Raw genomic sequence first — 26,243 nt, forward strand, 5'->3', positions numbered from 1 at the left:
CCGGTTCTGCAGCTCACAAGGCCGCTAGAACTATAAAAAATACAACAGTAAGAGTGGAGCACTATGAATAAGGCTACTAAGCAGATTTCCAAACTGTTTGCCGCTATGGTCCTGGCTGGGGTTGCCGGCCATTCGTTCGCAGCCGACACCATCAAGATCGGTATCGCTGGCCCTAAGACAGGTCCAGTGACGCAATACGGCGACATGCAATTCATGGGTGCCAAGCAGGCAATCGCTGACATCAACGCCAAGGGCGGTGTCGACGGCAAAATGCTTGAAGCGAAAGAATACGACGATGCGTGCGATCCAAAACAAGCCGTTGCCGTAGCCAACAAAGTGGTCAACGACGGCGTCAAGTTCGTAGTCGGTCACCTCTGCTCCAGCTCCACTCAGCCAGCGTCCGATATCTATGAAGACGAAGGCGTGATCATGATCACCCCGGCTGCCACCAGCCCGGAAATCACTTCCCGTGGCTACAAGCTGGTGTTCCGCACCATCGGCCTGGACAGTGCTCAAGGCCCAGCGGCCGGCAACTACATCGCCGACCACGTGAAGCCAAAAGTCGTCGCTGTTATCCACGACAAACAGCAGTACGGTGAAGGCATCGCCACCGCCGTTAAACAGACCCTCGAGAAAAAAGGCGTGAAAGTCGCCCTGTTCGAAGGCATCAACGCTGGCGACAAAGACTTCGGCTCGCTGATCCAGAAGCTCAAGCAAGCCAACGTCGACTTCGTCTACTACGGCGGCTACCACCCAGAGCTGGGCCTGATCCTGCGCCAGGCCAAGGAAAAAGGCGTGAACGCCAAGTTCATGGGCCCAGAAGGTGTGGGTAACGACTCCATCTCGCAAATCGCCCAGGGCGCTTCCGAAGGCCTGCTGGTCACCCTGCCGAAATCCTTCGACACCGACCCGGCCAACAAGGCCATCGTTGAAGAGTTCACCAAGAACAAGCAGGACCCAACCGGTCCGTTCGTGTTCCCAGCGTACTCGGCCGTTGAAGTGATCGCCGGCGGTATCGCTGCCGCGAAAAGCGAAGACACCGCCAAAGTGGCTGCTGCCATCCACGCCGGCACCTTCAAAACCCCAACCGGCGATCTGAGCTTCGACGCCAAGGGCGACCTGAAGGACTTCAAATTCGTGGTCTACGAATGGCACTTCGGTAAACCAAAAACCGAAGTTTCCCCTCAGTAAGCCAGGCGTTACTGGTCCAACAAGCCCACTGTGAGAGCAGTGGGCTTTGTTTTACGAGGTTTATGGGCCTGTCACCCGCGATCCGGGCGCTGGCTCACCTGAAAATCTTAAAACCGTCACCAGCGGTTCGCTGGCAAACGCTTCGTGCAACCTGATCATAGAGCAGGGCACCGAGCCGGAAATGACTCCACCAGTGAAATGCGTATCGGGTTTTTAGGAGCGCTGTAATGCCTGAGATCTATCATTTTTTCCAAACGCTGGTTAACGGGATGACCGTTGGCAGCACCTATGCCTTGATAGCCATTGGCTACACAATGGTTTACGGCATCATTGGAATGATCAACTTCGCCCATGGCGAGGTGTACATGATTGGTTCCTACGTGGCCTTCATCGCCCTTGCCGGGCTGGCCATGCTGGGTATCCACTCCCTGCCGCTGTTGATGACCGCCGCGTTCCTGGCGTCGATCGTCGTGACCAGTGCCTATGGCTACAGTATCGAACGCGTCGCTTACCGCCCCTTGCGTGGCAGCAACCGCTTGATCCCGCTGATTTCCGCCATCGGCATGTCGATTTTCCTGCAGAACACCGTATTGCTGTCCCAGGACTCCAAGGACAAGTCCATTCCCAACCTGATCCCGGGGAGCTTCTCCTTCGGCCCAGGTGGCGCACAAGAAGTGCTGATTTCTTACATGCAGGTGCTGGTTTTCGTCGTCACCCTGGTGGCGATGCTCGGCCTGACCCTGTTCATTTCCCGCTCCCGTCTGGGGCGCGCCTGCCGGGCCTGCGCCGAAGACATCAAGATGGCCAACCTGTTGGGCATCAACACCAACAACATCATCGCCCTGACCTTCGTGATCGGTGCTGCATTGGCGGCCGTTGCGGCGGTGCTGCTGAGCATGCAGTACGGCGTGATCAACCCCAACGCCGGTTTCCTGGTAGGGCTCAAGGCCTTTACCGCGGCGGTCTTGGGCGGCATCGGCAGTATTCCGGGCGCGATGCTCGGCGGGCTGGTGCTGGGTGTGGCTGAAGCCTTTGGCGCCGACGTGTTCGGCGACCAGTACAAGGACGTCGTAGCGTTCGGCCTGTTGGTTCTGGTGCTGTTGTTCCGTCCGACCGGCATTTTGGGCCGTCCGGAGGTTGAGAAAGTATGAGCAGATATCTTAAATCGGCGTTTTTCAGCGCCTTGCTGGTCTGGGCGGTGGCCTTTCCGGTACTCGGCCTCAAGCTGAGCATTGTCGGGATCAACCTGGAAGTGCATGGCACCGGTCCCGTGACCCTGACCATCATCGCCCTGTGCTCGGTGCTGATGTTCCTGCGCGTGCTGTTCACCCAGCAGGTCGGTGCGTTGCTCAAGGGCAACCGTGGCCCGTTGGTGTCGCCCAAGGTCAGCCAATTCCTGACCCTGCCGCGTACCCAGCGCTACATCATCATCGGCCTGGTCGTGGCCGCGCTTATTTGGCCGTTCTTCGGCTCGCGCGGCGCCGTCGACATTGCCACCCTGATCCTGATCTACGTGTTGCTGGGCCTGGGCCTGAACATCGTAGTGGGCCTGGCCGGTCTGCTCGACCTCGGTTATGTGGGTTTCTATGCCGTGGGTGCCTACACCTACGCGCTGCTCTCGCACTACCTGGGCTGGGGCTTCTGGATCTGCCTGCCACTGGCTGGCATGGCGGCGGCCACGTTCGGCTTCCTGCTGGGCTTTCCGGTGCTGCGCCTGCGCGGTGACTATCTGGCGATCGTGACCCTGGGCTTCGGTGAAATCATCCGACTGTTCCTGCGTAACCTCACCGATATCACCGGCGGCCCCAACGGCATCAGCAGCATCCCCAAGCCGACGTTCTTCGGGCTGTCGTTCGACCGCACCGCAGCCGAAGGCATGCAGACCTTCCACGAATACTTCGGGATCGACTACAACCCGGTGAGTAAAGTGGTGTTCCTGTACCTGGTGGCGTTGTTGCTGGCATTGGCGGCACTGTTCGTGATCAACCGCCTGCTGCGCATGCCGATCGGTCGTGCGTGGGAAGCATTGCGCGAAGATGAAATCGCCTGCCGTGCGCTGGGCATGAACCCGACCGTCATCAAACTCTCGGCATTCACCCTCGGGGCAACCTTCGCCGGTTTTGCCGGCAGCTTCTTCGCCGCGCGCCAAGGCTTGGTGACTCCGGAGTCGTTCACCTTTATCGAGTCGGCGATCATTCTCGCCATCGTGGTACTGGGTGGCATGGGCTCGCAGCTGGGCGTGATCCTGGCGGCGATCGTGATGATCCTGCTGCCGGAAATGATGCGTGAGTTCAGCGAATACCGCATGTTGATGTTCGGCGCCATGATGGTGCTGATGATGATCTGGCGTCCTCAAGGTCTGCTGCCGATGCAACGCCCACACATGGAGCTGCGCAAATGAGCCGCGAGATCCTGAAAGTCGACAATTTGAGCATGCGCTTCGGCGGTTTGCTCGCGGTCAACGGCGTGGCCCTGACCGTCAAAGAGAAACAGGTTGTGGCGCTGATCGGCCCGAACGGCGCCGGCAAGACCACGGTGTTCAACTGCCTCACCGGCTTCTACAAGCCGAGCGGTGGCAGCATCCTGCTGGATGGCCAACCCATCCAGGGCTTGGCCGGTCACGAGATCGCCCGCAAGGGCGTGGTGCGTACCTTCCAGAACGTGCGCTTGTTCAAGGACATGACGGCGGTCGAAAACCTGCTGATCGCCCAGCACCGGCACTTGAACACCAACTTCTTTGCTGGCCTGTTCAAGACCCCGGCGTTCCGCAAGAGCGAGCGCGAGGCCATGGAATACGCGGCGTACTGGCTGGACAAGGTCAACCTCACCGAGTTTGCCAACCGCCCCGCCGGTACCCTGGCTTACGGCCAACAACGCCGACTGGAAATCGCTCGCTGCATGATGACCCGCCCGCGGATCCTGATGCTCGACGAACCGGCCGCCGGCCTGAACCCCAAGGAAACCGAAGACCTCAAGGCGCTGATCACAGTGCTGCGTGAGGAAAACAACGCCACGGTGCTGTTGATCGAACACGATATGAAACTGGTCATGAGCATTTCCGACCACATCGTGGTGATCAACCAGGGCACGCCATTGGCCAACGGTACGCCGGAGCAGATCCGCGACAACCCGGAAGTGATCAAAGCCTATTTGGGGGAAGCGTAAAATGCTGCAATTCGAAAACGTTTCCACTTTCTACGGCAAGATCCAGGCGCTGCACAGCGTCAACGTGGAAGTGCGCCAAGGTGAAATCGTCACGCTGATCGGCGCCAACGGTGCCGGCAAATCGACCTTGCTGATGACCCTGTGCGGTTCACCGCAGGCCCACAGCGGCAGCATCCGCTACATGGGTGAAGAACTGGTAGGCCAGGCCTCCTCCGAGATCATGCGCAAGAGCATTGCCGTGGTGCCCGAAGGCCGCCGTGTGTTCTCGCGCCTGACCGTGGAAGAGAACCTGGCCATGGGCGGGTTCTTTACCGACAAGGGCGACTACCAAGAGCAAATGGACAAGGTGCTGCACCTGTTCCCAAGGCTCAAGGAACGCTTCAGCCAGCGCGGCGGCACCATGTCCGGCGGCGAGCAGCAAATGCTCGCCATCGGCCGGGCGCTGATGAGCAAGCCCAAGCTGTTGCTGCTCGACGAGCCGTCACTGGGCCTGGCACCGATCATCATCCAACAGATCTTCGATATCATCGAACAACTGCGCAAGGACGGTGTGACGGTGTTCCTGGTGGAGCAGAACGCCAACCAGGCGCTGAAAATCGCCGACCGCGCCTACGTGCTGGAAAACGGCCGGGTGGTGATGCAGGGCACCGGCGAGCAGTTGCTCACGGATCCGAAAGTGCGTGAAGCGTACCTGGGCGGTTAACACAAGGTTTCTGCAGGAACCAATCTGAAAATGTGGGAGCGGGCTTGTGTGGGAGCTGGCTTGCCTGCGATAGCATCACTGCGGTGTGACTGACACACCGAGGTGCTTGCATCGCGGGCAAGCCCGACTCCCACACAAGCCCGCTCCCACATTTGCTTTGTATGAGCCTTAAATTTCGCTTTATTTGAAATTATTTTCGCCTGCCTTGTAACGAAATCCGTCCCTCTACCTCTAGTGGAGTAAGCAGGCAAACATGCTTGCCACCTCAACCTCACTGCTGGAGTTACACCATGACTACTAAATCCCGTTCGCTGTCCGCCGCTACCCTCGTTCTGGCCCTGGGTTCGGCCCTGAGCTTTTCCGCCCTGACCAACATGGCCCACGCTGACGAAGCAAAAATGGACAAATGCTTTGGTGTCGCCGAAGCCGGCAAGAACGATTGCGCTGCAGGCGCCGGTACTACCTGCGCCGGTACCTCGAAAGTCAAAGACCAGGCCAACGCCTGGAAACTGGTCCCAGCCGGCACTTGCGGCAAGACCCCAAGCGCCACCTCGCCGACCGGTTTTGGCCAGGAAGCTGCCTTCACCGCCAAGTCCTGAACCCCTGCAAAACCTGAGTACTGATGATGACGCTTTTACCCCAGCACACGGTCTCACCGGCTCAGGTGCCCGGCCTCCCTTACCGGGCCGGGCTGGGGCTGAAGAACGAGCACTTTCTTGAAGTGCTCGAGACCTCGCCCGATATCGGTTTTTTTGAAGTGCACGCCGAAAACTACATGGTCGCCGGCGGCCCGTTTCATCACTACCTGGGCTTGATACGCGAACAGTACCCACTGTCATTGCATGGCGTGGGTCTGTCCATCGGCGGCGAAGGCCCGCTTAATCGTGAGCACCTGGCACGGTTGGCCACGCTGATCGAACGCTATCAACCCCACTCTTTTTCCGAACACCTGGCCTGGTCCAGCCACGGCCCGGTGTTCCTCAATGACTTGCTGCCGCTGGCCTACGACGCCGCGACCCTGCACCGGGTGTGCGAGCATATCGATCAGGTACAAAGCACCCTCAAGCGGCCGATGCTGCTGGAGAACCCCTCGACGTACCTGCAATTTCAACGCTCGACCCTGGACGAGACGGACTTCATCAGCGAGATCATCCGGCGCACCGGTTGCGGGCTGTTACTGGACGTCAACAACGTCTATGTGTCGTGCATCAATCATCAGCGCGACCCACTGGCCTACCTCCATGCACTGCCGTTGAAGGCCGTCGGTGAGATTCATCTGGCCGGTTTTGCCGAAGACACCGACAGCCTGGGCGACCGCCTGCTGATTGATGACCATGGCGCGCCCATCGATAACGCGGTGTGGCAGCTCTATGAACACGTACTCAAGCACACCGGCCCGGTGGCCACGCTGATCGAGCGGGACAACCAGGTGCCCGCCTTCAGCGTGTTGCACGCCGAAGCCCAACACGCCGACTGGCATTTGTCACAGGCGAAGGTATTGAAGCTATGAGCGATCAAGCTGCATTTGCCGGCGCCTTGCTCGATTCCGACCAAGCCTGCCCCGATGGGTTGTTCAGCAGCAACGGCGCCGACCCGGCCAGCCGTTTCGCGGTGTATCGAAACAATGTCCACAGCTCGCTGATCAACGCGCTCGCCGCCGCTTACCCGGTGACGCTGCAATTGGTGGGTGATGAGTTTTTCCGCGCGATGGCCAGCCTATACGTGCAAGCCAGCCCGCCCGACAGCCCGCTGATCAGCGAGTACGGCAGCACGTTTGCCGCGTTCATCCAGGCGTTCGAGCCGGCAGCGAGCGTGCCTTACCTGGCGGACGTCGCACGCCTGGAACGCTTGCGGGTACGTGCTTATCACGCCGCAGACAGCCAGCCACTGAACCAACAGGCCATCCTTGAACAACTGCAAGGTCCCATCGACCTGGGGCAACTACGCCTGCACCTGCATCCATCCCTGGCCACCTTGCATTCACCCTACGCCGTGGTTGCGGTATGGGCCGCGCACCAGACCGAAGGCGCCATCGCCACCTTGAACCCTTGGTACGCCCAAAGTGCACTGGTGTTGCGCCAGGGCCTGGCGGTCAAGGTCTTCGCCATCGACAGCGGTTCGGTGGCGTTTATCAACAGCCTTATTCAGGGATCAGGCCTGGAAATGGCAGTAGAGCAGGCGCTTGAAGCGTCGGCCGAATTCGACCTCAACCACTGCCTGACGCTGCTGATCAGCCACGACGCCATCACTCATTTGCACACAGAACAAAAGGAATCGCCATGAACACTTCGCTTACTTGCCTGGTAAAACGGGCCATCGCTCTGTTCGAAAAAATCCCCTACAGCCTGATCGCCTTTCTCGCACGGTTTTCCATCGCGGCGGTGTTCTGGAAGTCCGGCCAGACCAAAGTCGAAGGTTTTGCCATTGATATCATCAACGGCACCTTCCAATTGGGCGAACCCAAGCTGGCGGCTTCGACCCTGCCGCTGTTTCGCAGCGAGTACCACGTGCCCTTGTTGTCGCCGGAAGTGGCCGCGCACATGGCGGCATTTGCCGAGCACTTTTTCCCGGTGTTGATCCTGGTGGGTTTTGCCACGCGCTTCTCGGCCCTGGCACTGATCGGCATGACCTTGACCATTCAGCTGTTCGTCTACCCGGAAGCCTACCCGACCCACGGCACCTGGATCGCGTTGCTGCTGCTGTTGGTCGCCAAAGGCCCAGGCTGCCTGTCGATCGATCACCTGATCGCGCGCCGCTACCGCTGAAGGCGATCCAGGGCTTCGCCGCTGCGTCTGAACCAGTCCACCAAGTAGTCGGCTAATACTTGGGTTCGGCGCGGCAGGCCACCTTGATAAGGATGCACCAGGTACATCGGCATGCTGCGCGTTTGGTAATCACGCAGTAGCCAGCGCAAGCGCCCGTCGGCCAGTTCCGCCGGTAACACGTAGGACGGCAGACGGGCGATGCCGGCGCCCACCAGGGCGGCTTTTTTCAACAGGTTGTAGTGGTTGGAAGCGAAGGTACCGCTGACCCGTACCCGCAGCAGTTCATGTTGCTGGTGATACAGCCATTCTTCGCGCCCGCTGTAGTGGCTGTTAAGCAGGCAGGTGTGCGTAGCCAGATCCGCAGGCGTCAGCGGTTCGCCATGCTGCTCCAGATAGGCCGGGCTGGCGCAGGTCATCTCATGCCAGGCCAGCAGTGGCTTGGCCACCAGCCGCTCGTTGTCCATCGCCCCCATGCGCACGCCCAAATCGAAGCCATCGCGCGCCAGGTCGCGGTAGCTGTTGTTCAGTTCAAGTTCGATCTGCACCTGCGGGTATTGCTGGGTGAACTCCAGCAGCAAGCCATCAAAGAAAGTTTCTCCCAGCGACACCGGCACGGTCATACGCACCGGCCCAGCCAAATCGTCCTTGAGCCGCGCCAACGCCTGACGGGCGCGCTCCACCTGGGCCACCAGCGCCTGAGCCTGGGGCAACAACGCCGCGCCAGCGGCGGTCAAGCTGAGTTTGCGCGTGGTGCGGTGCAATAACACCACTGAAAACTGCGCTTCCAATTGGCTGATGCGCTTGGACAATTGGCCCTTGCTGCAGCCCAATTGCTCCGCCGCCAGGGTAAAACTGCCCGCCTCGATCAGTACGGCAAAAGCCGCCAGGTCATCCATTTCGCTCATGGATTGTTTCCAATTGAAAACCAAAAGTTGCCTATTAGCACGTTTATCCGCTTAAAAAGCCACCCTAGACTGAAACCTCACTTAATCCCCTGGAGGAACAGCACGATGAAAATCCTATTGATTGGTGCCAGCGGCACGGTCGGCTCAGCGGTCAAGGCGGAACTGGCGCAGCGTCACGAGGTGATCAGCATTGGCCGTAGCGGCGGCGACTTCCAGGTGGATATCAGCGACAGCGCGTCGATCCGCACACTATTCGAACAGACCGGCAAGTTCGACGCGTTGGTTTGCGCGGCCGGCAGTGTGAATTTCGTGGCATTGGGTGATATGAGCGAAGCCGACTTTGAACTGGGCCTGCGTGACAAGCTGATGGGCCAGGTCAACCTGCTGCTGATCGGCCGCGAATACGCCAACGACGGTGCTTCGTTCACCTTCACCAGCGGCATTCTCAACCGCGATCCGATCCGCACCGGCGCCTCTGCCGCATTGGTCAACGGCGCATTGGATGCCTTCGTCAAGGCGGCGGCGATCGAACTGCCACGCGGCTTGCGCATCAACTCGGTGAGCCCGACCGTCCTGCTCGAAGCCATGGGCAGCTACGCCCCGTACTTCCGCGGCTACAAACCGGCTCCGGGCGCAGATGTGGCGCTGGCCTACGCGAAAAGTGTCGAGGGCTTGCAGACCGGTCAGACCTTCATCGTTGGCTGAAATCTTGCGTCTGTCAGAATCGCCTGAACCCGGCGAACGGGCTTGTGGTGCGGTGCGAGCCTGCGTAACGTGGCGGCACTTGTTTGGAGACCCGATAATGCGCGCCGCCCGTACCCTTGCTTTATTTGCCCTGCTGTCCCTGTTCACCGCTTGCCAGATGTTCGAGAACGAGCCGGCCAAACCGTCTACCGTCGGAATGACCCGCATGCAGGGTGAACTGACGGCAGTGGGCGGCAAACTGTTGTTCCAGCCGTGCGGCGACAAACGCAACTACGTGGTCAACGACACCGGCGGCACCAGCGTGCTGCAGGAGGCCGCGTCGCTGGCCGGTCAGCAAGGGGTGCTGTTTGCCGATTTGCGTGGCAAGTTTTCCGGGGTTGCCAGCGGCACCCAGGGTTCGGTCGACCTGCAACAACTGTATCGCGTAGAGCGCTCGACCTCGGCCTGCAACGACCCCGATTTCAAACGCATGATTCTGCGGGCCAATGGCCATAAACCGGCCTGGGCGATGAACGTCACCGGCAAAGGCATGGTGCTGGAGCGCGAAGGCCAGCCGCCACTGGCAGTACCTTTTGTTGAAGAGCAACTGGGTGACGGCCGTTTCAACCTGATGACCGAAGCCAATAACCAGCACATCGAACTGTGGGTAGCTCCACAGCGCTGCATCGATGCCGTCAGCGGCAGCTTGCAGCACATGACCGCCGAGTTGCGGGTCAATGGTCAGGTCCAGCGCGGTTGTGCGTCATTCGGCGGCTCGCGGGACGACTGATTCGGCCCAGGGGCTGTTTTAACATGACGGGAAACAGCCTTTGGGGCTTATAATCGCCGGTTTGCAAAACAGCCGGCATCGAAGCCCGCCGCCTACCGGATACCGTCATGTTACGAATCACCGAACTCAAGCTGCCCATCGACCATCCCGAAGAAGACCTGCGGCCTGCCATCGTGCAGCGCCTGGGCATCGCCAGTGATGACCTGCTCGATTTCACCCTGTTCAAACGCAGCTACGACGCGCGCAAGAAATCGTCGGAGCTGTGCTTTATCTACACCATCGATCTGAACGTAAAGGGTGAAGGCGCCCTGTTGCTCAAGTTCGCCGATGACCGCAACATCAACCCGGCACCGGACGTCAGCTACAAAGTGGTAGGCCAGGCGCCGCAAGGCCTGGTTGAACGGCCGATCGTGGTGGGTTTTGGCCCCTGCGGCATTTTCGCCGGGCTGTTGCTTGCGCAGATGGGCTTCAAGCCGATCATCCTCGAACGCGGCAAGGAAGTGCGCCAACGCACTAAAGACACCTGGGGCCTGTGGCGCAAAAACGTGCTCAACCCCGAGTCCAATGTGCAATTTGGCGAAGGCGGTGCCGGGACCTTTTCCGACGGCAAACTCTACAGCCAGATCAAGGACCCGAAGTTCCACGGTCGTAAAGTGCTGCACGAGTTCGTCAAGGCTGGCGCGCCGGAAGAAATCCTCTACGTCAGCAAGCCGCACATCGGCACCTTCCGCCTCACCGGCGTGGTGGAAAACATGCGCGAGCAGATCATCGCCCTCGGCGGTGAAGTGCGTTTTGAGCAGCGCGTCACTGATGTGCTGATCGAAGACGGCCAGTTGCACGGCGTGGTCGTCGACGGTGGCGAGCAGATCCTCTCCAAGCACGTGATCCTGGCCCTGGGCCACAGCGCCCGCGACACCTTCCGCATGCTGCACGGCCGCGGCGTGTACATGGAAGCCAAGCCGTTCTCGGTGGGTTTCCGTATCGAACACCCGCAATCACTGATCGACGCAGCGCGCCTGGGCAAATACGCCGGGCACCCGAAACTGGGCGCCGCCGACTACAAACTGGTACACCACGCCAAGAACGGCCGTTCGGTCTACAGCTTCTGCATGTGCCCGGGCGGCACCGTGGTGGCGGCGACTTCCGAGCCGAACCGCGTGGTCACCAATGGCATGAGCCAATACTCGCGGAACGAGCGCAACGCCAACTCCGGCATCGTGGTTGGCATCACGCCTGAGGTGGATTACCCGGGTGGCCCGCTGGCCGGTATCGAATTGCAGGAGCGCCTGGAGTCCCACGCCTACATCCTCGGCGGCAGCAACTACGAGGCACCGGCGCAACTGGTGGGCGACTTCATTGCTGGTAAGCCGTCCACCGCCATTGGCAGTGTGGAACCGTCGTACAAACCGGGTGTGGCTCTGGGTGATTTGGCCCTGGCCTTGCCGGACTTCGCCATCGAGGCGATTCGTGAAGCGCTGCCTGCGTTCGAGAAGCAGATCAAAGGCTACTCGCTGCACGATGCGGTGCTGACCGGTATCGAGACCCGCACTTCGTCGCCGCTGCGCATCACCCGTAACGAATCGATGCAGAGCCTGAACGTGAAAGGCTTGTTCCCGGCCGGTGAAGGCGCCGGTTACGCCGGTGGCATCCTGTCGGCGGGCGTTGACGGAATTCGGATTGCCGAGGCGCTGGCGCGGGATATGCTGGGTATTGAGGCTTAAGCACTTCTTACAGCCAACCCGGATCAAATGTGGGAGCTGGCTTGCAGTGGCAAGCCAGCTCCCACATTGGTTTATGGGGTGTGTCAGATATTGGCGCGCAGGACGCTGGCAGGCAACGGCTCGCCCTTCTCTACACTGGCCGCCACGGCTGCAATCAAGCCGCTGAGTTCATAGCCCTGCTGCGCCAACCACGCCTGATCGTAGTATGTGTTCGCATACCGCTCGCCCCCATCACACAAGATCGCCACGATCGACCCCGACTCCCCCGCCGCCTTCATCTGCAGCGCCGCGACCAAAGCACCGATCAGGTTAGTCCCGCTGGAACCGCCCACCCGCCGCCCCAACCGCTCGGCCAGGTAATGCATGGCCGCCAATGACAGCGCATCCGGCACCTTGACCATCGCATCAATCACCTTGGGCAAAAACGACGCCTCGACCCGTGGCCGGCCAATCCCTTCGATGCGTGAACCGCACTCCAGACGCAAGCTGGCGTCGCCCGTCTGGTAGTAGTCAAAAAACACCGAACGCTCGGCATCGGCACACAGCACGCGGGTGCAATGCTGGCGATAACGCACGTAGCGGCCCAGGGTCGCCGTGGTACCACCGGTGCCGGGGCTGGAAATCAACCAGCTCGGCTCCGGGTAATGCTCAAAACGCATCTGCTGGAAAATCGACTCAGCGATGTTGTTGTTGGCCCGCCAGTCCGTCGCGCGCTCGGCGTAGGTGAACTGGTCCATGAAGTGACCGCCACTTTCCTTCGCCAAGCGTTCGGACTCGGCGTAGATCTGCGTCGGGTCCTTTACCAGATGGCTCTTGCCACCATAGAAGGCAATCTGGTCGATCTTCGCCTGGGAGGTGGTGGCCGGCATCACCGCGATAAAAGGCAGGCCAAGCAAGCGCGCAAAATACGCCTCCGACACCGCAGTAGAGCCACTGGACGCTTCGATCACCGGCGCACCCGGCTTGAGCCAGCCATTACACAGCGCATACAGAAACAGCGAACGCGCCAGCCGATGTTTGAGGCTGCCGGTGGGGTGGCTGGACTCATCCTTGAAGTACAACTCGATACCCGGCAACCCCGGCAATGGCAGAGGGATGAGGTGCGTGTCGGCGCTGCGCTGGAAGTCCGCTTCAATGATGCGGATGGCTTCGCGAGCCCAGGTACGGTGGTCGTTCATGAGGTGAGTCTCTAAGGGTTTCAGTCCCGATTTTAGGGGGTTTCCTACACTCCACACAGATACAGCGACGACTCAATTAGACACACAATTGCTAGGCTTAGGCGCAACGTCGATCTGGTCCGCTGCTTATAACAAATAAGAATATAACTTTTGTTTTAACAACTAACAGTACGGGTTAGGGTACCCACCTATTGAACCTTATTGGAGAGCATCCCTTGCCTCTGCGTAGCACTTTTACCCGTTTCTTCCAGCTGGAAGCCGCCAGTGGTCTGTTATTGATCGCCGCTGCCGCTTTGGCGCTGATCATCAATAACTCGCCGTTGGCGCACCTCTACGGCGCCTTCCTCGACACCCCTGTGGTGGCGCAGGTCGGCGCGCTGCAAATCGCCAAGCCAGCGCTGCTGTGGATCAACGATGGCCTGATGGCGCTGTTCTTCCTCCTGATCGGCCTGGAGGTCAAACGCGAACTGCTCGACGGCCACCTGTCCAAGCCATCGCAAGTGGTATTGCCGGGCGCGGCCGCGATTGGCGGCATGGTGGTGCCGGCCTTGATCTACTGGGCCCTGAACAAGGACAACCCCGCCGCACTCGCCGGCTGGGCAATCCCGATGGCCACCGATATCGCCTTCGCACTCGGCGTCCTGGCCCTGCTCGGCAAACGTGTGCCGGTGTCACTCAAGCTGTTCCTGATGACCCTGGCCATCATTGATGACCTGGGCGCTATCATCGTCATCGCGGTGTTCTACTCCGCCGAACTGTCGAATGCAGCCTTGGCGGGCGCGGCCACGTGCCTGGTCGCCTTGATCGCGATGAACCGCCTGGGCGTGGTCAAACTCGGCCCGTACATGATCATCGGCTTGATCCTGTGGGTCTGCGTGCTCAAGAGTGGCGTGCACGCCACCCTGGCCGGGGTGACCTTGGCGTTCTGCATTCCACTGCGCACCAAAAATGCCGAACCCTCGCCACTGCTGACCCTGGAGCACGCCCTGCACCCGTGGGTGGCCTACGCTATCCTGCCGTTGTTCGCCTTCGCCAACGCTGGCGTGTCGCTGACCGGGGTCACCCTGGACAGCTTCACTCACCACGTGCCCATGGGCATCGCCGCCGGCCTGCTGATCGGCAAGACCATCGGTGTGTTCGGCCTGACTTGGCTGGCCATCAAGACCGGTATCGCCAGCCTGCCCAGCGGCGCCAACTGGGGCCAGGTGCTGGGTGTGGCGATCCTGTGCGGCATCGGCTTCACCATGAGCCTGTTTGTCGGCTCCCTGGCGTTTGTGCCGGGCGCCAGTGAGTTCGCGGGTGAGGACCGAATGGGCATCCTGACCGGGTCGATCCTGGCAGCCTGTATTGGCTATGCGGTCACAGCGCTGGCGAGTCGCAAGAAAGCCTGAGCGCTCTGAAAGCCCCAAAAAAAACCCCAACCGGTTACCCGGTTGGGGTTTTTCTTTTGCCGAAGATGACACTTTCGCGCAACGCCTAAAGACTTTGCCCAGGCCGCCGACTAAGGATTGTGGCGATTCGCCTGCCCCGCCTGGGGCATCCGCCCGACACAGCTCTTCAACGCGTTCCCAGCCCGAGCGAAAACCCATGTTCCTGAGAAATATAAGAATCGCGGCCAGAGCCTTCATCGGCTTCGCTGCTATTGCGTCGCTGAGTGTGTTTCTCGGCCTGTTTGCGCTCAAGCAGATCGGCGAAGTGCAGTCCCAGGCTGCCGACATCCAAAACAACTGGATGCAGCGCGTGAGGATTCTGGCCCTGGCCAATGCCTCGCTGGATCGTTTTCGCTTGGGGGAAATGGCGCACATCCTGTCCGCCAGCGACGCCGACATGCAGACGTACGAAGACAAATCCGCCGGTCGCCTGAAGAGCGTCAAGGAGCAACTGGCTCAATATGCAGCGCTGCTGCGCACGCCGGAGGAAAAATCGCGTCTGGAGGTGTTCAACCAAAGCCTGGAAGGGTACGCCAAGAACCACACCGAGATGCTCAAACGCTCGCGTTCAGGCGACAAGGCGGGTGCCCGTGACTTTCTCAACAGCATCCGAGAAAGCTATGAGCAGATGACCAAGAACTTCGATCAGTTGATCGACCTCGCCAACAAGGGCGCGGAACTTGCCGGCCAGACTTCCGTGGCCGCGTACCAGCATGCCGTGGGCGGTATCGCCATCGTTATCGTGCTGGTGAGTGGCGGCACGGTGCTGGTGGCCTGGCTGCTGACCCGCAGCATTACCGGCCCCATCATTGAGGCGGTACGGGTGGCTGAAACCATCGCCAAGGGCGATCTCACCCAGCCCATCAACCCAACCGGCAATGACGAAGCCACACGCCTGTTGCGGGCACAAGAGACCATGCGCAACAACCTGGTGCAGACACTGCGGCAAATAACCGGCTCGTCGAGCCAACTGGCAGCCGCGGCCGAGGAGCTGAACGCGGTCACCGCCGAAGGCAGCCGCGACCTGCAACAGCAACATGGCGAGATCGAGCAGGCCGCCACGGCCGTCACCGAGATGACCGCCGCCATTGAAGAGGTCGCCCGGAATGCCGCCACCACCTCCGACCTGTCCCAGGAGTCGCGCAGTATCGCCTTGAAAGGCCAGCAACGCATGCTCGAGGCGCTCACTTCTATCCAGGCCCTGACCCGTGGCGTGCAAGTCAGCTCCGACCAGGTAGGCGGCTTGGCCGAGCAGGCCAAAGGCATCGGCAAAGTACTCGACGTTATCCGCACCATTGCTGAGCAAACCAATTTGCTGGCATTGAACGCAGCCATCGAAGCGGCTCGCGCCGGTGATGCCGGCCGTGGTTTTGCCGTGGTCGCCGACGAAGTACGCGCCCTCGCCCATCGCACCGCGCAGTCGACCCAAGAAATCGAACAGATGATTGGCAGCATCCAGACCAACACCGCCAGCACCGTCAACACCATGCTCGACAGCAGCACCATGACCCAGCAAACCATTGGCCTGGCCGAACTGGCGCAGCAAGCGCTGGCGGATATTCTTGCCGCCAATGACGAGATCAACAACCGCAACCTGGTGATTACCACAGCGGCGGCGGAGCAAGCTGACGTTGCCCGGGCGGTGGATCGCAACTTGCTGAACATTCAACAGCTGTCGATTCAGTCCGCTGAAGGCTCGACTCAGACCACCGCCGCTTCGCAATCGCTTGCCAGCCTGGCGCATGAGTTGAATACGATGGTGAAGCACTTTCAGGTGTGAAGTGAGTGCGTGAATGCCTGCCCGGACACCGTACCTGTGGCGAGGGAGCTTGCTCCCGCTGGGTCGCGTAGCGGCCCCTGCTCTTTGCTTTAAAAGCATGGGACCGCTACGCAGTCCAACGGGAGCAAGCTCCCTCGCCACAGGCAATCTTAGACATGGTTTTGCAATCGCTTGCCAGCCTGGCGCATGAGTTGAATACGATGGTGAAGCACTTTCAGGTGTGAAGTAACCGCGTGAATACCTGCCCGGACACTGTACCTGTGGCGAGGGAGCTTGCTCCCGCTGGGTCGCGTAGCGGCCCCTGCTCTTTGCTTTAAAAGCTTGGGACTGCTACGCAGTCCAACGGGAGCAAGCTCCCTCGCCACAGGCAAACTTAGACATGGTTTACAACAAAAAACCCCAACCCGTCACCCCGTTGGGGTTTTGCAATCGCTTGCCAGCCTGGCGCATGAGTTGAATACGATGGTGAAGCACTTTTCAGGTGTGAAGTGAGTGCGTGAATGCCTGCCCGAACACTGTACCTGTGGCGAGGGAGCTTGCTCCCGCTGGGTCGCGTAGCGGCCCCTGCTCTTTGCTTTAAAAACATGGGACTGCTACGCAGTCCAACGGGAGCAAGCTCCCTCGCCACAGGCAAACTTAGCCATGGTTTTTTATCGCCTGCATTTTCTCAAAAAAACGCAGGCAATAAAAAACCCCAACCCGTCACCCGGTTGGGGTTTTGCGTTTCTACAACCAGCGCTTAGCGCGTTACACGGCTGGTGCCGTTAACCGTCATGATGCGCACGCGGTCGCCGATGCGGAAGACTTCGTTAGGGTCAACGGCCTGCACGTAGGCGCGCATGCTGCCGTCGTCTTCGCGAACGGTAACTTCAACACCCTGGGTACGGGTCAAGCCTTCTTCTGCAGCGGAACCCAGCAGGCCACCCGCAACCGCGCCGATTACGCCAGTGACGATACTGCCACGGCCACCGCCGATCGCGCTGCCGCCAACGCCGCCGACCACTGCACCGGCAACACCGCCGATTGGGGTCTTGGTGCCTTCGATTTTTACCGGTCGCAGGGATTCAATGGTGCCCATGCGCACGGTCTGTACACGACGCGCCTCGTCACGGGAGTACGAGTCGCCGGTCAGACTCGAGGCGCAGCCACCCAACAACAACGACAGGGTGGTAAAGCAGGCAACTAGTAAAACGGACTTACGCATAGCATCAACTCCAAAGGACAGGTATTCATTAGACGCCGCTGCTTGGCGCCTGTCACGGCAAGCACGCCAGAAAATTGCTTTCATTCAGCCTTAGTACAGACTGCCAGCACCAGAAAACTCGACGAACGGTAGCTCTGACTCTGGTCCCAAAATCATCTGGTAGCGCTCTTCATTGTAGACACGCACGCAAAAACGCCGAAGCCTCTGTGTAGAGACTTCGGCGTGATGATCAGCATTCAGATGGAATGACGAAAGGTGAAACTCAGGGCGCCAGACGCTCGCGCGTCCACTCGCCTGCTTGCAGGCGATAGTTCAGGCGGTCATGCAGGCGACTGGCGCGGCCTTGCCAGAACTCGATGCGCTCGGGCAGCAAACGATAGCCACCCCAGTGCTCCGGGCAGTCGGGTTGGGTGTCGCTGAAGCGCTGCTCGGTGGCCTTGAGCAAATCCTGCAGCTCTTCACGGTCGCGGATAACCCGGCTCTGCGGCGAAGCCCAGGCCCCAAGACGGCTGCCCAGCGGCCGGACCTGATAATAAGCATCCGACTCCTCAGGCGTGACTTTGACCACCCGCCCTTCGATGCGCACCTGGCGCTCCAGAGTCGGCCAGAAAAAGGTCATGGCCGCGAAAGGCCGTGCCGCGAGCTGTTCACCCTTGGCACTCTGATAGTTGGTAAAAAAGGTAAAACCCTGTGCATCCAAGCCCTTGAGCAGCAGGATGCGACAGTGCGGGCGACCGTCCTGGTCGACCGTGGCCAAGGTCATGGCATTGGCCTCCACCGGCGGCTGCTCGGTTTTCACCGCATCGCCAAACCATTGGTGGAACAACGCAAACGGCTCGCTTGGGGCCTGGGCCTCGCTCAAACCGTCCCGTGTGTAGTCACGGCGCATATCGGCCAGTGCCTGGGTCATGCGGCTTTATCCTTGTGTTTCAACGGATCAGTTTTTTGCCTGATCATTAGCGGGCGCGTCGGCCTTCGGTGCAGCTTTTTTCGCGGCTGGCTTGGCAGCGGCTTTTTTCGCAGCAGGCTTGGCGGCGGCTTTCTTGGCCGGGGCCTTTTTCGCCGGGGCAGCTTTTTTCGCCGCCGCAGCCGGTACAGGCGCTGGAGCAGTCTGTACCGCAACCATTTCAGCGACCGGTGGCTTGCCCGAGTTGTATTTGCTCAGCAGGGCCAACATAGTTGTACGCTGAGTGAACATGATTTCCATGCGACGGTTCAGCGCACGGCCCTGGGTGCTGTCGTTGGCGGCACGTGGCATAAGGTCGCCCATGCCACGCATCATCAGACGGTCCTGCTTCAAGCCGCTGAGGCTGAAAATCGAAGCGATGGACTGCGCGCGCTCGCGGGTCAACGCCTGGCTCACAGGCTCGGCACCGTTGGTGTCGACGTGGCCGAGTACCAGTACGGCAGTCTTCGGATCGCCTTCAACCGCCTTGGCAACGCGGGTGAACGGGCCCAAGGTGACTGGCAGCAGCATCGCCGGGCGTTTCGGGTTGTAGGAGCCATCTACGGGTGCGATCACAACCAGCACGTTCTCGCGACGCTCCAGTTGCAGGTTGCTGTCCTTAATGGCGGCACGCAGGCGCGGCTCATAGTCGTCCAGCCAGGCCTGGGTAATTTTCGGATCGGGCATCTGTACGTTGGTCACATCGACCTTGGCCAGTGGCTTTGGCTTGCTTTCGAACGGCCACCACCATTTGGTTTCGGTGTCGGTCTTGGCTACAGCAGGCGCGGCGTCCGGGGTTGCAGCAGGGGTTGCGGCCTTGAGGTCGGCTTTCAGGTCAGCCTTGGCATCCGCCGCCTTTTCGTCGGCGCTTTTGGCAGCGAATGGCCACCAGTTGAAGCCGGTGTCAGCCTTGGCTACCGGGGCCGGGGCTGGAGCAGCGGCGGCCGCTACCGGTGCGGCTGGCTTGGCGCCGGCGGCAGGCTTGGCATCCGGCTTGGCGTCGGTTTGGGTCACTGCGTCCTTGGTAGCAGCCTTGTCAGACCCAAATGACCACCAATGCCCACCTTCGGCATCATTTTGTGGAGTTTGCGCGCAACCAGTAATAGTGAGGCACAGCGCCAGTGCCAAGGACTTGTTCGATAACATGAGATATCCACAAAATGAGAAAAAACCGGAGGGTCTTGATGACCCGTTAAACAGACGCTTACAGAACATTAAAGTTACAAAATTTCGTTCAGCGCCTTCTTATAGTTGCCTTTGTAACAAAAAAATGTGAAACAGCAAGCTCTTTACAGACAATCGGCCAATATTCCGACCAACTTCTGTGCACGTGGGTCCATAAGTACGTAAGGCCCCAGTGTATTAGTCACGAAACCAAATGCTACATCATGCTCCGGGTCGGCAAACCCCACCGAGCCCCCAGCGCCAGGGTGCCCAAACGCACGCGGGCCGAGGCCAAAAGTCGCGTTGGGCAGTTGCGGTTGATCCAGCATGCAACCCAAACCAAAACGGGTTTGGGTCAATAAGGTTTTGTCTGGCCCGATACTGTGTTCGCGGGTCAATTGTTCGAGCATGTCGCTCTCGAGCAAACTACCGTCCAACAATCCGCTATAAAAACCTGCCAGGCTGCGCGCATTACCGTGACCATTTGCCGCTGGCTGCTGCATCCGCCGCCATTCAGGCTTATTAGTGCTGGTCAGAATAGACGGTGGATTGGCAAATGCACGCGTGGTCATGGCATTAGGTTCGCGCATCATTACTTGAAGTAACCGTTGCGCGGCTTCATCGCCCATATTGCCTTTGCTGCGCGCTATATGCGCAACCCGATAAAACTCTTCGTCCGCCAAACCGACATGGAAGTCCAGGCCCAATGGCCGCGCAACCCGCGCCACAATCGACTCACCCGGCCCACGCCCGTCGGCACGGCGCAGCAACTCGCCGACCAGCCAGCCGTAAGTGATGGCCTCATAGCCGTGCCCTTCGCCCGGCGTCCACCACGGGGCTTCGGCCGCCAGGGTGTCGACCATCAGTGGCCAGTCATACAGGGCTTCGGTCGGCAGCATCTGGCGAATCGCCGGCAGCCCGGCCTGGTGGCAGAGCAACTGGCGCAGCGTGATGGTTTCTTTACCCGCCGCTGCAAACTCGGGCCAGTAGTCGGCAACTGGCGCATCCAGTTTCAGCTTGCCTTCGGCAACCAGTTGCAGGGCCGTGACGGCGGTGAAGGTCTTGGTGCAAGAGAACAGGTTGACGATGGTGTCGCTATGCCAGGCCTCGGCACCGTCCTTGTCGGCGGTACCGGCCCACAGGTCGACAACGGTTTCGCCGCCGATCTGGATACACAGACCGGCACCACGCTCCTGCGGGTCATCGAACAACGCGGCAAAAGCTTCACGTACCGCTTCGAACTGGAGCTCGTAATGACCCTGAATCTGCACCTAAGCCGCCTTGGAAAACACCGTAAGAAGTGGCCGACATTGTTCCAGTCATTGTTGGTTTTGTGAACCCGTCAAAGATGAATCAATGGCCATTTCCAGAGTGTCCACCCGCATGCCCGGCGCCCTGCCCTGCACCTTTGCCTTCTTGCCCGGACTTGCCGCCTTCGTTCTCGCGAACCTTGCTGGCCGCCTTGGCTTTTTCGGCTTCCTTGCCCAACTGGTCGACCGCTGCCAAATTGCTTTTACGCACACTGTCGACAAAGCCCTGGAACGGCACATCGGTGATGCCCACCAGCCCGAAGTGGCCATTCTCACCATCCAGCAGACGCCCGGTGACCGGCTGGTCCAGGTACTGGAACCAATGCACGCCGACAATCGATGGCTCGGCCATGGCCTGCTTGAGGAAGTTGCTGTACGCCACGCCACGGTCTTCTTCACGGGCTAACTGCGTCACGCCGCCCCAGAACGGGCCACGGTCGGCCGAGCCGAAGTTGAATTCGGTGATCAGCACCGGCTTGTCCAATGCGCGCAGAGCGGCAAAGTCGTAACCATCCTGGGGCTTGAGGGTGTACATGTTGAAGCTCAGCACGTCGCAATACCGGGCGCAGGACGCCACGGCCTCTGGCGTGCTGACGGCGTACCGACCACCCAGCAGCAGCTGGTTGGGCGCATGCCATTTCAACGAATCGGAGAGGGTCTTGAAGTAGGCGTCAGCGAAGGTCTGCTGGAAATATTTGAAGTCGGCTTCGATTTCCGGGTGCTCAGGGCTCGGCATCGGCGGCTCGAAGCCTGGGTCTTCCATCAGCTCCCAACCCGCCAGGTGGATGCCCCAGGCTTTCGACAGGCCTTCTTCGTTACGGTACTTGTCGCGCAGTTGTTTGAGGAATGCGCGCTTGGCCGGTACGTCGGTGGTCATGCGCAGCGTGCCGTAGGCCAGGGCGTAACGGGATTTTGGATCATCGCCGGGGCCGGCCCAGGCCAGCTCGTTGTCGGCAAAATAGCCGATCAACCACGGGTCATCACGGTGATCGCGGGCGGCGATGGCCACGGCGCGTTCGGTGGCCATGGCAAAGCGCGGGTCGAACGGGTCGGGCATGCCGCCCCACCAGTCGGTGCCGGTGCTGATGCTGGCGTAGTCACCGACAATCGACAGCGGCAAGGTATAGGGCACGCGGTCCGCGCGGGCCAAACCCGCATCGCTCCAGTTGCCCACGGTGTTGAAGCCCCAGGCTTGCAGGCGGTCGAGGGTGTGGCTGACCCAACGCTTCTGGTCGAAACTTTCGCCGCCATAAGTACGCTGCAAGTTGGCGCCGTAGAAATCGTACCAACGCCCGACATTGAAGCCGCGGCCCTGATCGGCACCGTTGCCGCCTCGGTTGTCGCCACGGCCGTAATACTTATCGAACGGTTCACCGGCCTTGGGCAACGCAGCGAACATCCACTCGCGGCCGGCCACGTAGGTCTGGTTGTTGTCCGGTGCCACCGTGTTAACACCCAGCGAATAAAACGGATGGCCTTGCGGCGTCACCAGGTACCAGCGGCCGTCGCGCTTCTCGGTACGGAAAAAGCCACTGGCGTCGAACGCCGGGCCTTTGTTCCAGCCACCGTATGGGTCCAGGGCGGATTTATCACGCTCGGCCAGCCAGCCCTTGAGCTGTTGCTGCTCCTTGGCCGCTGCGGCTTTGAGTTGCTCGTCACTGCTGACCTTTTCCGGCCAGCGCGCACGGGTGGACTGGCCATAGGCGTCCACCAGTTCGCTGTAGGCCGCCTTCAGTACCGGCTCGCTGTCCTGCACGCCAAAACGCTCAAGCAAAATGCTTTGGGCGGCGTTGGGCTTAAGCATCGACAGCGTCACCGAGGCCACCTGGCTGCGGTCGATCTCGCCAGCACTGGCGGCCAGCAATACACGCTGGCCGTCCACGGTGATCGGCATGGGCGGGCCGGCCTTCATGCCCTGGCTGAGCGGCGAGTTGGCTTGCAACGGGATCAACAGGGTCTGGGCCGGGCCGGCCGGCAGGTCGATGCGGCTCACCAAGGTCTTGCCGTCAGTGCTCTGCACTTTGACATACAAGGTCAGCGCCCAATCCATGGCGCTTTGGATACGCAGGCTCATGGCACCGGATTGCGACCAATCCCACACGCCAGTCTGCGGGCTGAGCACCAGGCTTGGTTCGGCCGCCGGGTTGAAGGTGATGCGACGCAACACCTCGCCTTCGGGGGTTTGTTCGGCGTTGTATTGCGGCAGGCTGGCGTCCTGGGTCGCCACCTTGACCACATCGGCAGGCCGGACGAAGTTGAACAGCGTTTGTTGCCCGGCAGGCGCGGCCATCAAGGGCGCAGCGAACAACAAGGCAAAAAGAGCGGGCAGCGTGCGAATCATACGAACAAGGTTCTCCCAATCGGCCGATGACTGGCCTGATGACATAAAGCGTTGGCAGTGAGATAGACCACGAAGTGGGCGGATTCGCCCACGGTGGCTTATGAAATTTCGCGCCTGAATGGCGGCAAGGCATTGAGGATAGCTTTGCCATAGCGCTGCGTGACCAAGCGTCGGTCGAGCAAGGTGATGGTGCCGCGGTCTTCCTCGGTGCGCAGCAAGCGACCGCAGGCCTGGACCAGCTTCAAGGACGCATCCGGCACCGAGATTTCCATGAACGGGTTACCGCCCCGCGCTTCGATCCACTCAGCCAAGGCCGCCTCGACCGGATCATCCGGCACCGAGAACGGGATCTTGGCAATCACCACGTGCTCGCAATAGGCGCCGGGCAAGTCTACGCCTTCGGCAAAACTGGCCAGGCCGAACAACACGCTGGAATCGCCGCCATCGACCCGCGCCTTGTGCTTGTTGAGGGTTTCCTGCTTGGACAGGTTGCCTTGGATAAACACCTGTTTGCGCCAGTCGCGGTCAAGGCCGTCGAACACGTCCTGCATCTGTTTGCGCGACGAAAACAGCACCAGTGTGCCGCGTGAGCCTTCGACCAATTCGGGCAGGTCGCGGATGATCGCAGCGGTGTGTGCTGGCGCATCCCGTGGGTCGGCCTTGAGGTCCGGCACCCGCAGCACGCCGGCATCGGCGTGGTGGAAGGGGCTCGGCACCACGGCAGTCACGGCTTTTTTCGGCAGCCCGGCGCGCATGCGGAAGCGGTCGAAGGTACCCAGGGCCGTCAGCGTGGCCGAGGTCACCAGGCAGCCATAGGCGACGTTCCACAAATTACGGCGCAGCATTTCGGCAGCCAGGATGGGGCTGGCGTTAACCTCGATATCGAACAGCGCACCGCTTTCGGACAGGGTCAGCCAACGCGCCATCGGCGGGTTGTCTTCCGGGTCTTCGACGGTGAAGGCGGTCCACAGCTCCCAGTTGCCCTGGGAGCGCGACAGCAGGCTGCCGAACAGTGGGTACCACTCCTCGGCCTGGTTGCTGGCGATACCAATATTGACCTCGCCGTCCATGCCTTCCTTGAGTAAGTCGGTGAGGCGTGTGAACAGGTCGGTAAGGCGTGAAAAGCCCTTCTTCAACTCGATGCCCATTTCGCGCATATGCTCGGGGATCAATCCGCCGACAAAGCGGTGGCGCGGCCGCTCACGGCCCTCCACATCTTCACCGGGCTTGAAGTCGGCGACCTGCTCGCAGGCACTGAACATGAACTGCTGCTGGGTCTTGATCTCCCGCGCCAGCTCCGGCACCTGTTCGATCAGCTTGCCCAGGTCGCCGGGCAGCGGGTGCTGGGCCAGCAACTTGGTGAGGTTCTTGGCGGTGGTTTCCAGCCAATCGGCGGTGGAGCGCAGACGCGTGTAGTGGGCGAAGTGGCCGATGGCCTTGTCCGGCAGGTGGTGGCCTTCGTCGAATACGTAGAGGGTGTCGCGCGGGTCCGGCAATACCGCGCCGCCGCCCAGGGCCAGGTCAGCCAGTACCATGTCGTGGTTGGTGACGATCACGTCGACCTTGCCCATGCCTTCGCGGGCCTTGTAGAAGGCGCACTGGCCGAAGTTGGGGCAATGGCGGTTGGTGCACTGGCTGTGGTCGGTGGTAAGGCGTGCCCAGTCCGAGTCTTCCAGGGCGGTTGGCCAGCTGTCGCGGTCGCCGTCCCATTTGTTGCCGGCAAGTTTCTCGATCATGCTGGTAAACAGCTTCTGGCTGACTTCATCCACCTCGATCTTGAAGCCTTCTTCTTCGAACAACGAGGCAGTGGCGGTTTGCGCATGGCCTTCCTGCAGCAACACGTCGAGCTTGGACAGGCACATGTAGCGCCCACGCCCCTTGGCCAGGGCAAAGGTGAAGTTCAGGCCGCTGTTGCGCATCAGGTCGGGCAGGTCTTTGTAGACGATCTGCTCCTGCAGGGCGACGGTGGCGGTGGCGATCACCAGGCGCTTGCCCGCGGCCTTGGCGGTGGGGATCGCGGCCAGGCTGTAGGCCACGGTCTTGCCGGTGCCGGTGCCGGCCTCGACGGCCACAATCGCAGGGTCGCCACTGCGCCGCCCTTCGTCGTCGGTGTCGATATCCCCGAGGACCTTGGCCACTTCGGCGATCATCAGGCGTTGGCCGTAGCGCGGTTTCAAGCTCTTGGCTTCAAGAAAACGCGAATAGGCGCCCTGGATCGTGGTTTTGAGTTCAGTGCTGATCATGGATAGTCGGGCGCAAAAAACGCTGGATAAATTTTCAGTGGTTCGGATCGGCCGCTATCATACCCCGCTAATTAATCCCGCGCAGAACGGAGTACCACAATGACCGCGTTTAGCCTCGCTTACACCCTGCATGTATTGGCCGCCCTGGTTTGGGTCGGCGGTATGTTTTTCGCCTGGATGATCCTGCGCCCCGCCGCCATGGCGGCACTTGACGGCCCTGCCCGGCTCAAGCTGTGGGCAAATGTGTTTCAACGTTTTTTTGTGTGGGTCTGGGTCGCGGTGCTGATTTTGCCGATCAGCGGCATTGGCCTGTTGCAGCTGCGCTTCAGTGGTTTTGAGACCGCGCCGCGTTATGTGCAGGTGATGATGGGGCTGTATCTGGTGATGACGGCGCTGTTTATCCGCATTCAGGCACTGAAGTTCCCGGAACTGCGCACGGCGGTGGCGGCTGAGGATTGGCCGGCGGGCGCGGTTGCGCTGGGGCAGATCCGCAAATTGGTGGGGATTAATTTGATAGTGGGGTTGGTGGTGGTGGCGATTGCTTCGGCGCGGCCGATGTTCTGAGGTTGTCTTTCAGGGCCTCATCGCGGCATAGGTATCTAAACACCTATTGGCGTTTGTGGTGTTTTATCGTCGCCGTGGGGGGGGGATGTATATCCGTTGCTGCGGTAACGGCTGAGTATGGTTCCGCTCTTACAGCGGGTCACTTTTGGCAAACGCCCC

Annotated in this window: 23 protein-coding genes; 15 read left to right on the top strand and 8 right to left on the bottom strand. The window is 60.4% G+C overall.

All coding sequences use genetic code 11. The annotated features are described in order from the left end of the window. Positions 1–63: 63 nt before the first annotated feature. The 9 genes from P5706_RS25760 to P5706_RS25800 all read left to right on the top strand — a co-directional run bounded on the left by P5706_RS25760 (position 64) and on the right by P5706_RS25800 (position 7,824). Positions 64–1,191: a branched-chain amino acid ABC transporter substrate-binding protein gene (locus P5706_RS25760; protein ID WP_017137213.1), complete on the top strand. Its 1,128-nt coding sequence runs from the start codon at positions 64–66 to the stop codon at positions 1,189–1,191. Positions 1,192–1,418: 227 nt separating this feature from the next. Next, positions 1,419–2,342, top strand: coding sequence for a high-affinity branched-chain amino acid ABC transporter permease LivH (livH, locus tag P5706_RS25765; protein ID WP_017479358.1), 924 nt, complete (start codon positions 1,419–1,421; stop codon positions 2,340–2,342). Next, positions 2,339–3,592: a high-affinity branched-chain amino acid ABC transporter permease LivM gene (locus tag P5706_RS25770; protein WP_285682883.1), complete on the top strand. Its 1,254-nt coding sequence runs from the start codon at positions 2,339–2,341 to the stop codon at positions 3,590–3,592. Before livH ends, P5706_RS25770 begins: the two co-directional genes overlap by 4 nt. Beyond that, on the top strand, positions 3,589–4,356 hold the full coding sequence (livG, locus tag P5706_RS25775; RefSeq protein ID WP_200433456.1) for a high-affinity branched-chain amino acid ABC transporter ATP-binding protein LivG: 768 nt from the start codon (positions 3,589–3,591) through the stop codon (positions 4,354–4,356). Before P5706_RS25770 ends, livG begins: the two co-directional genes overlap by 4 nt. Position 4,357: 1 nt before the next feature. Further along, a complete protein-coding gene (locus P5706_RS25780; RefSeq protein WP_017137209.1) occupies positions 4,358–5,059 on the top strand; it encodes an ABC transporter ATP-binding protein in 702 nt (233 codons plus the stop codon). A gap of 290 nt (positions 5,060–5,349) precedes the next feature. Then, on the top strand, positions 5,350–5,658 hold the full coding sequence (locus tag P5706_RS25785) for a BufA1 family periplasmic bufferin-type metallophore (protein ID WP_200433455.1): 309 nt from the start codon (positions 5,350–5,352) through the stop codon (positions 5,656–5,658). 23 nt (positions 5,659–5,681) lie between these two features. Further along, positions 5,682–6,569 (top strand): MNIO family bufferin maturase, encoded by an 888-nt coding sequence (bufB, locus tag P5706_RS25790; protein WP_200433454.1) that lies wholly within the window; start codon positions 5,682–5,684, stop codon positions 6,567–6,569. Beyond that, the gene (locus P5706_RS25795; protein ID WP_285682887.1) at positions 6,566–7,342 is read left to right on the top strand and encodes an HvfC/BufC N-terminal domain-containing protein; all 777 of its coding nucleotides are present in this window, start codon (positions 6,566–6,568) and stop codon (positions 7,340–7,342) included. Before bufB ends, P5706_RS25795 begins: the two co-directional genes overlap by 4 nt. Next, positions 7,339–7,824, top strand: coding sequence for a DoxX family protein (locus P5706_RS25800; RefSeq protein WP_200433452.1), 486 nt, complete (start codon positions 7,339–7,341; stop codon positions 7,822–7,824). Before P5706_RS25795 ends, P5706_RS25800 begins: the two co-directional genes overlap by 4 nt. Here P5706_RS25800 and P5706_RS25805 read toward each other — a convergent pair. Beyond that, positions 7,815–8,729: a LysR family transcriptional regulator gene (locus tag P5706_RS25805; protein WP_200433451.1), complete on the bottom strand. Its 915-nt coding sequence runs from the start codon at positions 8,727–8,729 to the stop codon at positions 7,815–7,817. The two genes, P5706_RS25800 and P5706_RS25805, sit on opposite strands and share 10 nt — an antisense overlap. Positions 8,730–8,834: 105 nt before the next feature. Between P5706_RS25805 and P5706_RS25810 the strand changes: the two genes are divergently transcribed. The 3 genes from P5706_RS25810 to P5706_RS25820 all read left to right on the top strand — a co-directional run bounded on the left by P5706_RS25810 (position 8,835) and on the right by P5706_RS25820 (position 11,924). Then, the gene (locus P5706_RS25810; protein ID WP_285682890.1) at positions 8,835–9,434 is read left to right on the top strand and encodes a short chain dehydrogenase; all 600 of its coding nucleotides are present in this window, start codon (positions 8,835–8,837) and stop codon (positions 9,432–9,434) included. A gap of 97 nt (positions 9,435–9,531) precedes the next feature. Then, positions 9,532–10,203 (top strand): COG3650 family protein, encoded by a 672-nt coding sequence (locus tag P5706_RS25815; RefSeq protein WP_285682893.1) that lies wholly within the window; start codon positions 9,532–9,534, stop codon positions 10,201–10,203. Positions 10,204–10,310: 107 nt separating this feature from the next. Then, positions 10,311–11,924: an NAD(P)/FAD-dependent oxidoreductase gene (locus P5706_RS25820; RefSeq protein ID WP_285682895.1), complete on the top strand. Its 1,614-nt coding sequence runs from the start codon at positions 10,311–10,313 to the stop codon at positions 11,922–11,924. 83 nt (positions 11,925–12,007) lie between these two features. Here the strand turns inward: P5706_RS25820 and P5706_RS25825 are convergent, their stop codons facing one another. Continuing rightward, on the bottom strand, positions 12,008–13,102 hold the full coding sequence (locus P5706_RS25825) for a PLP-dependent cysteine synthase family protein (RefSeq protein ID WP_285682897.1): 1,095 nt from the start codon (positions 13,100–13,102) through the stop codon (positions 12,008–12,010). Between the two features lie 215 nt (positions 13,103–13,317). Between P5706_RS25825 and nhaA the strand changes: the two genes are divergently transcribed. Together nhaA and P5706_RS25835 are read left to right on the top strand one after the other, a co-directional pair. Then, positions 13,318–14,493, top strand: coding sequence for a Na+/H+ antiporter NhaA (gene nhaA, locus P5706_RS25830; protein WP_200433446.1), 1,176 nt, complete (start codon positions 13,318–13,320; stop codon positions 14,491–14,493). 196 nt (positions 14,494–14,689) lie between these two features. Further along, positions 14,690–16,312 (top strand): methyl-accepting chemotaxis protein, encoded by a 1,623-nt coding sequence (locus tag P5706_RS25835; RefSeq protein ID WP_285682899.1) that lies wholly within the window; start codon positions 14,690–14,692, stop codon positions 16,310–16,312. Positions 16,313–17,051: 739 nt separating this feature from the next. Here the strand turns inward: P5706_RS25835 and P5706_RS25840 are convergent. From P5706_RS25840 to dinG, 6 genes are all read right to left on the bottom strand, one after another. Beyond that, positions 17,052–17,516, bottom strand: coding sequence for an outer membrane lipoprotein (locus P5706_RS25840; RefSeq protein WP_010176704.1), 465 nt, complete (start codon positions 17,514–17,516; stop codon positions 17,052–17,054). A 262-nt stretch (positions 17,517–17,778) separates the two neighbouring features. Continuing rightward, positions 17,779–18,426: a pyridoxamine 5'-phosphate oxidase gene (gene pdxH / locus P5706_RS25845; RefSeq protein ID WP_285682903.1), complete on the bottom strand. Its 648-nt coding sequence runs from the start codon at positions 18,424–18,426 to the stop codon at positions 17,779–17,781. Between the two features lie 27 nt (positions 18,427–18,453). Beyond that, positions 18,454–19,608 carry an OmpA family protein gene (locus tag P5706_RS25850; protein ID WP_200434785.1) on the bottom strand — a complete coding sequence of 385 codons (1,155 nt, stop codon included), beginning with the start codon at positions 19,606–19,608 and terminating at the stop codon, positions 18,454–18,456. Between the two features lie 143 nt (positions 19,609–19,751). Next, on the bottom strand, positions 19,752–20,897 hold the full coding sequence (locus P5706_RS25855; protein WP_285682905.1) for a serine hydrolase domain-containing protein: 1,146 nt from the start codon (positions 20,895–20,897) through the stop codon (positions 19,752–19,754). Between the two features lie 82 nt (positions 20,898–20,979). Then, positions 20,980–23,277: a beta-galactosidase gene (locus P5706_RS25860; protein ID WP_285682907.1), complete on the bottom strand. Its 2,298-nt coding sequence runs from the start codon at positions 23,275–23,277 to the stop codon at positions 20,980–20,982. 98 nt (positions 23,278–23,375) lie between these two features. Further along, positions 23,376–25,520 carry an ATP-dependent DNA helicase DinG gene (dinG, locus tag P5706_RS25865; protein ID WP_138816424.1) on the bottom strand — a complete coding sequence of 715 codons (2,145 nt, stop codon included), beginning with the start codon at positions 25,518–25,520 and terminating at the stop codon, positions 23,376–23,378. 99 nt (positions 25,521–25,619) lie between these two features. Between dinG and P5706_RS25870 the strand changes: the two genes are divergently transcribed. Next, on the top strand, positions 25,620–26,084 hold the full coding sequence (locus P5706_RS25870) for a CopD family protein (protein WP_219337711.1): 465 nt from the start codon (positions 25,620–25,622) through the stop codon (positions 26,082–26,084). The last annotated feature ends 159 nt before the right edge of the window (positions 26,085–26,243 follow it).

The organism is Pseudomonas sp. ChxA (assembly GCF_030263855.1).
Lineage (GTDB): Bacteria > Pseudomonadota > Gammaproteobacteria > Pseudomonadales > Pseudomonadaceae > Aquipseudomonas > Aquipseudomonas fluorescens_CB.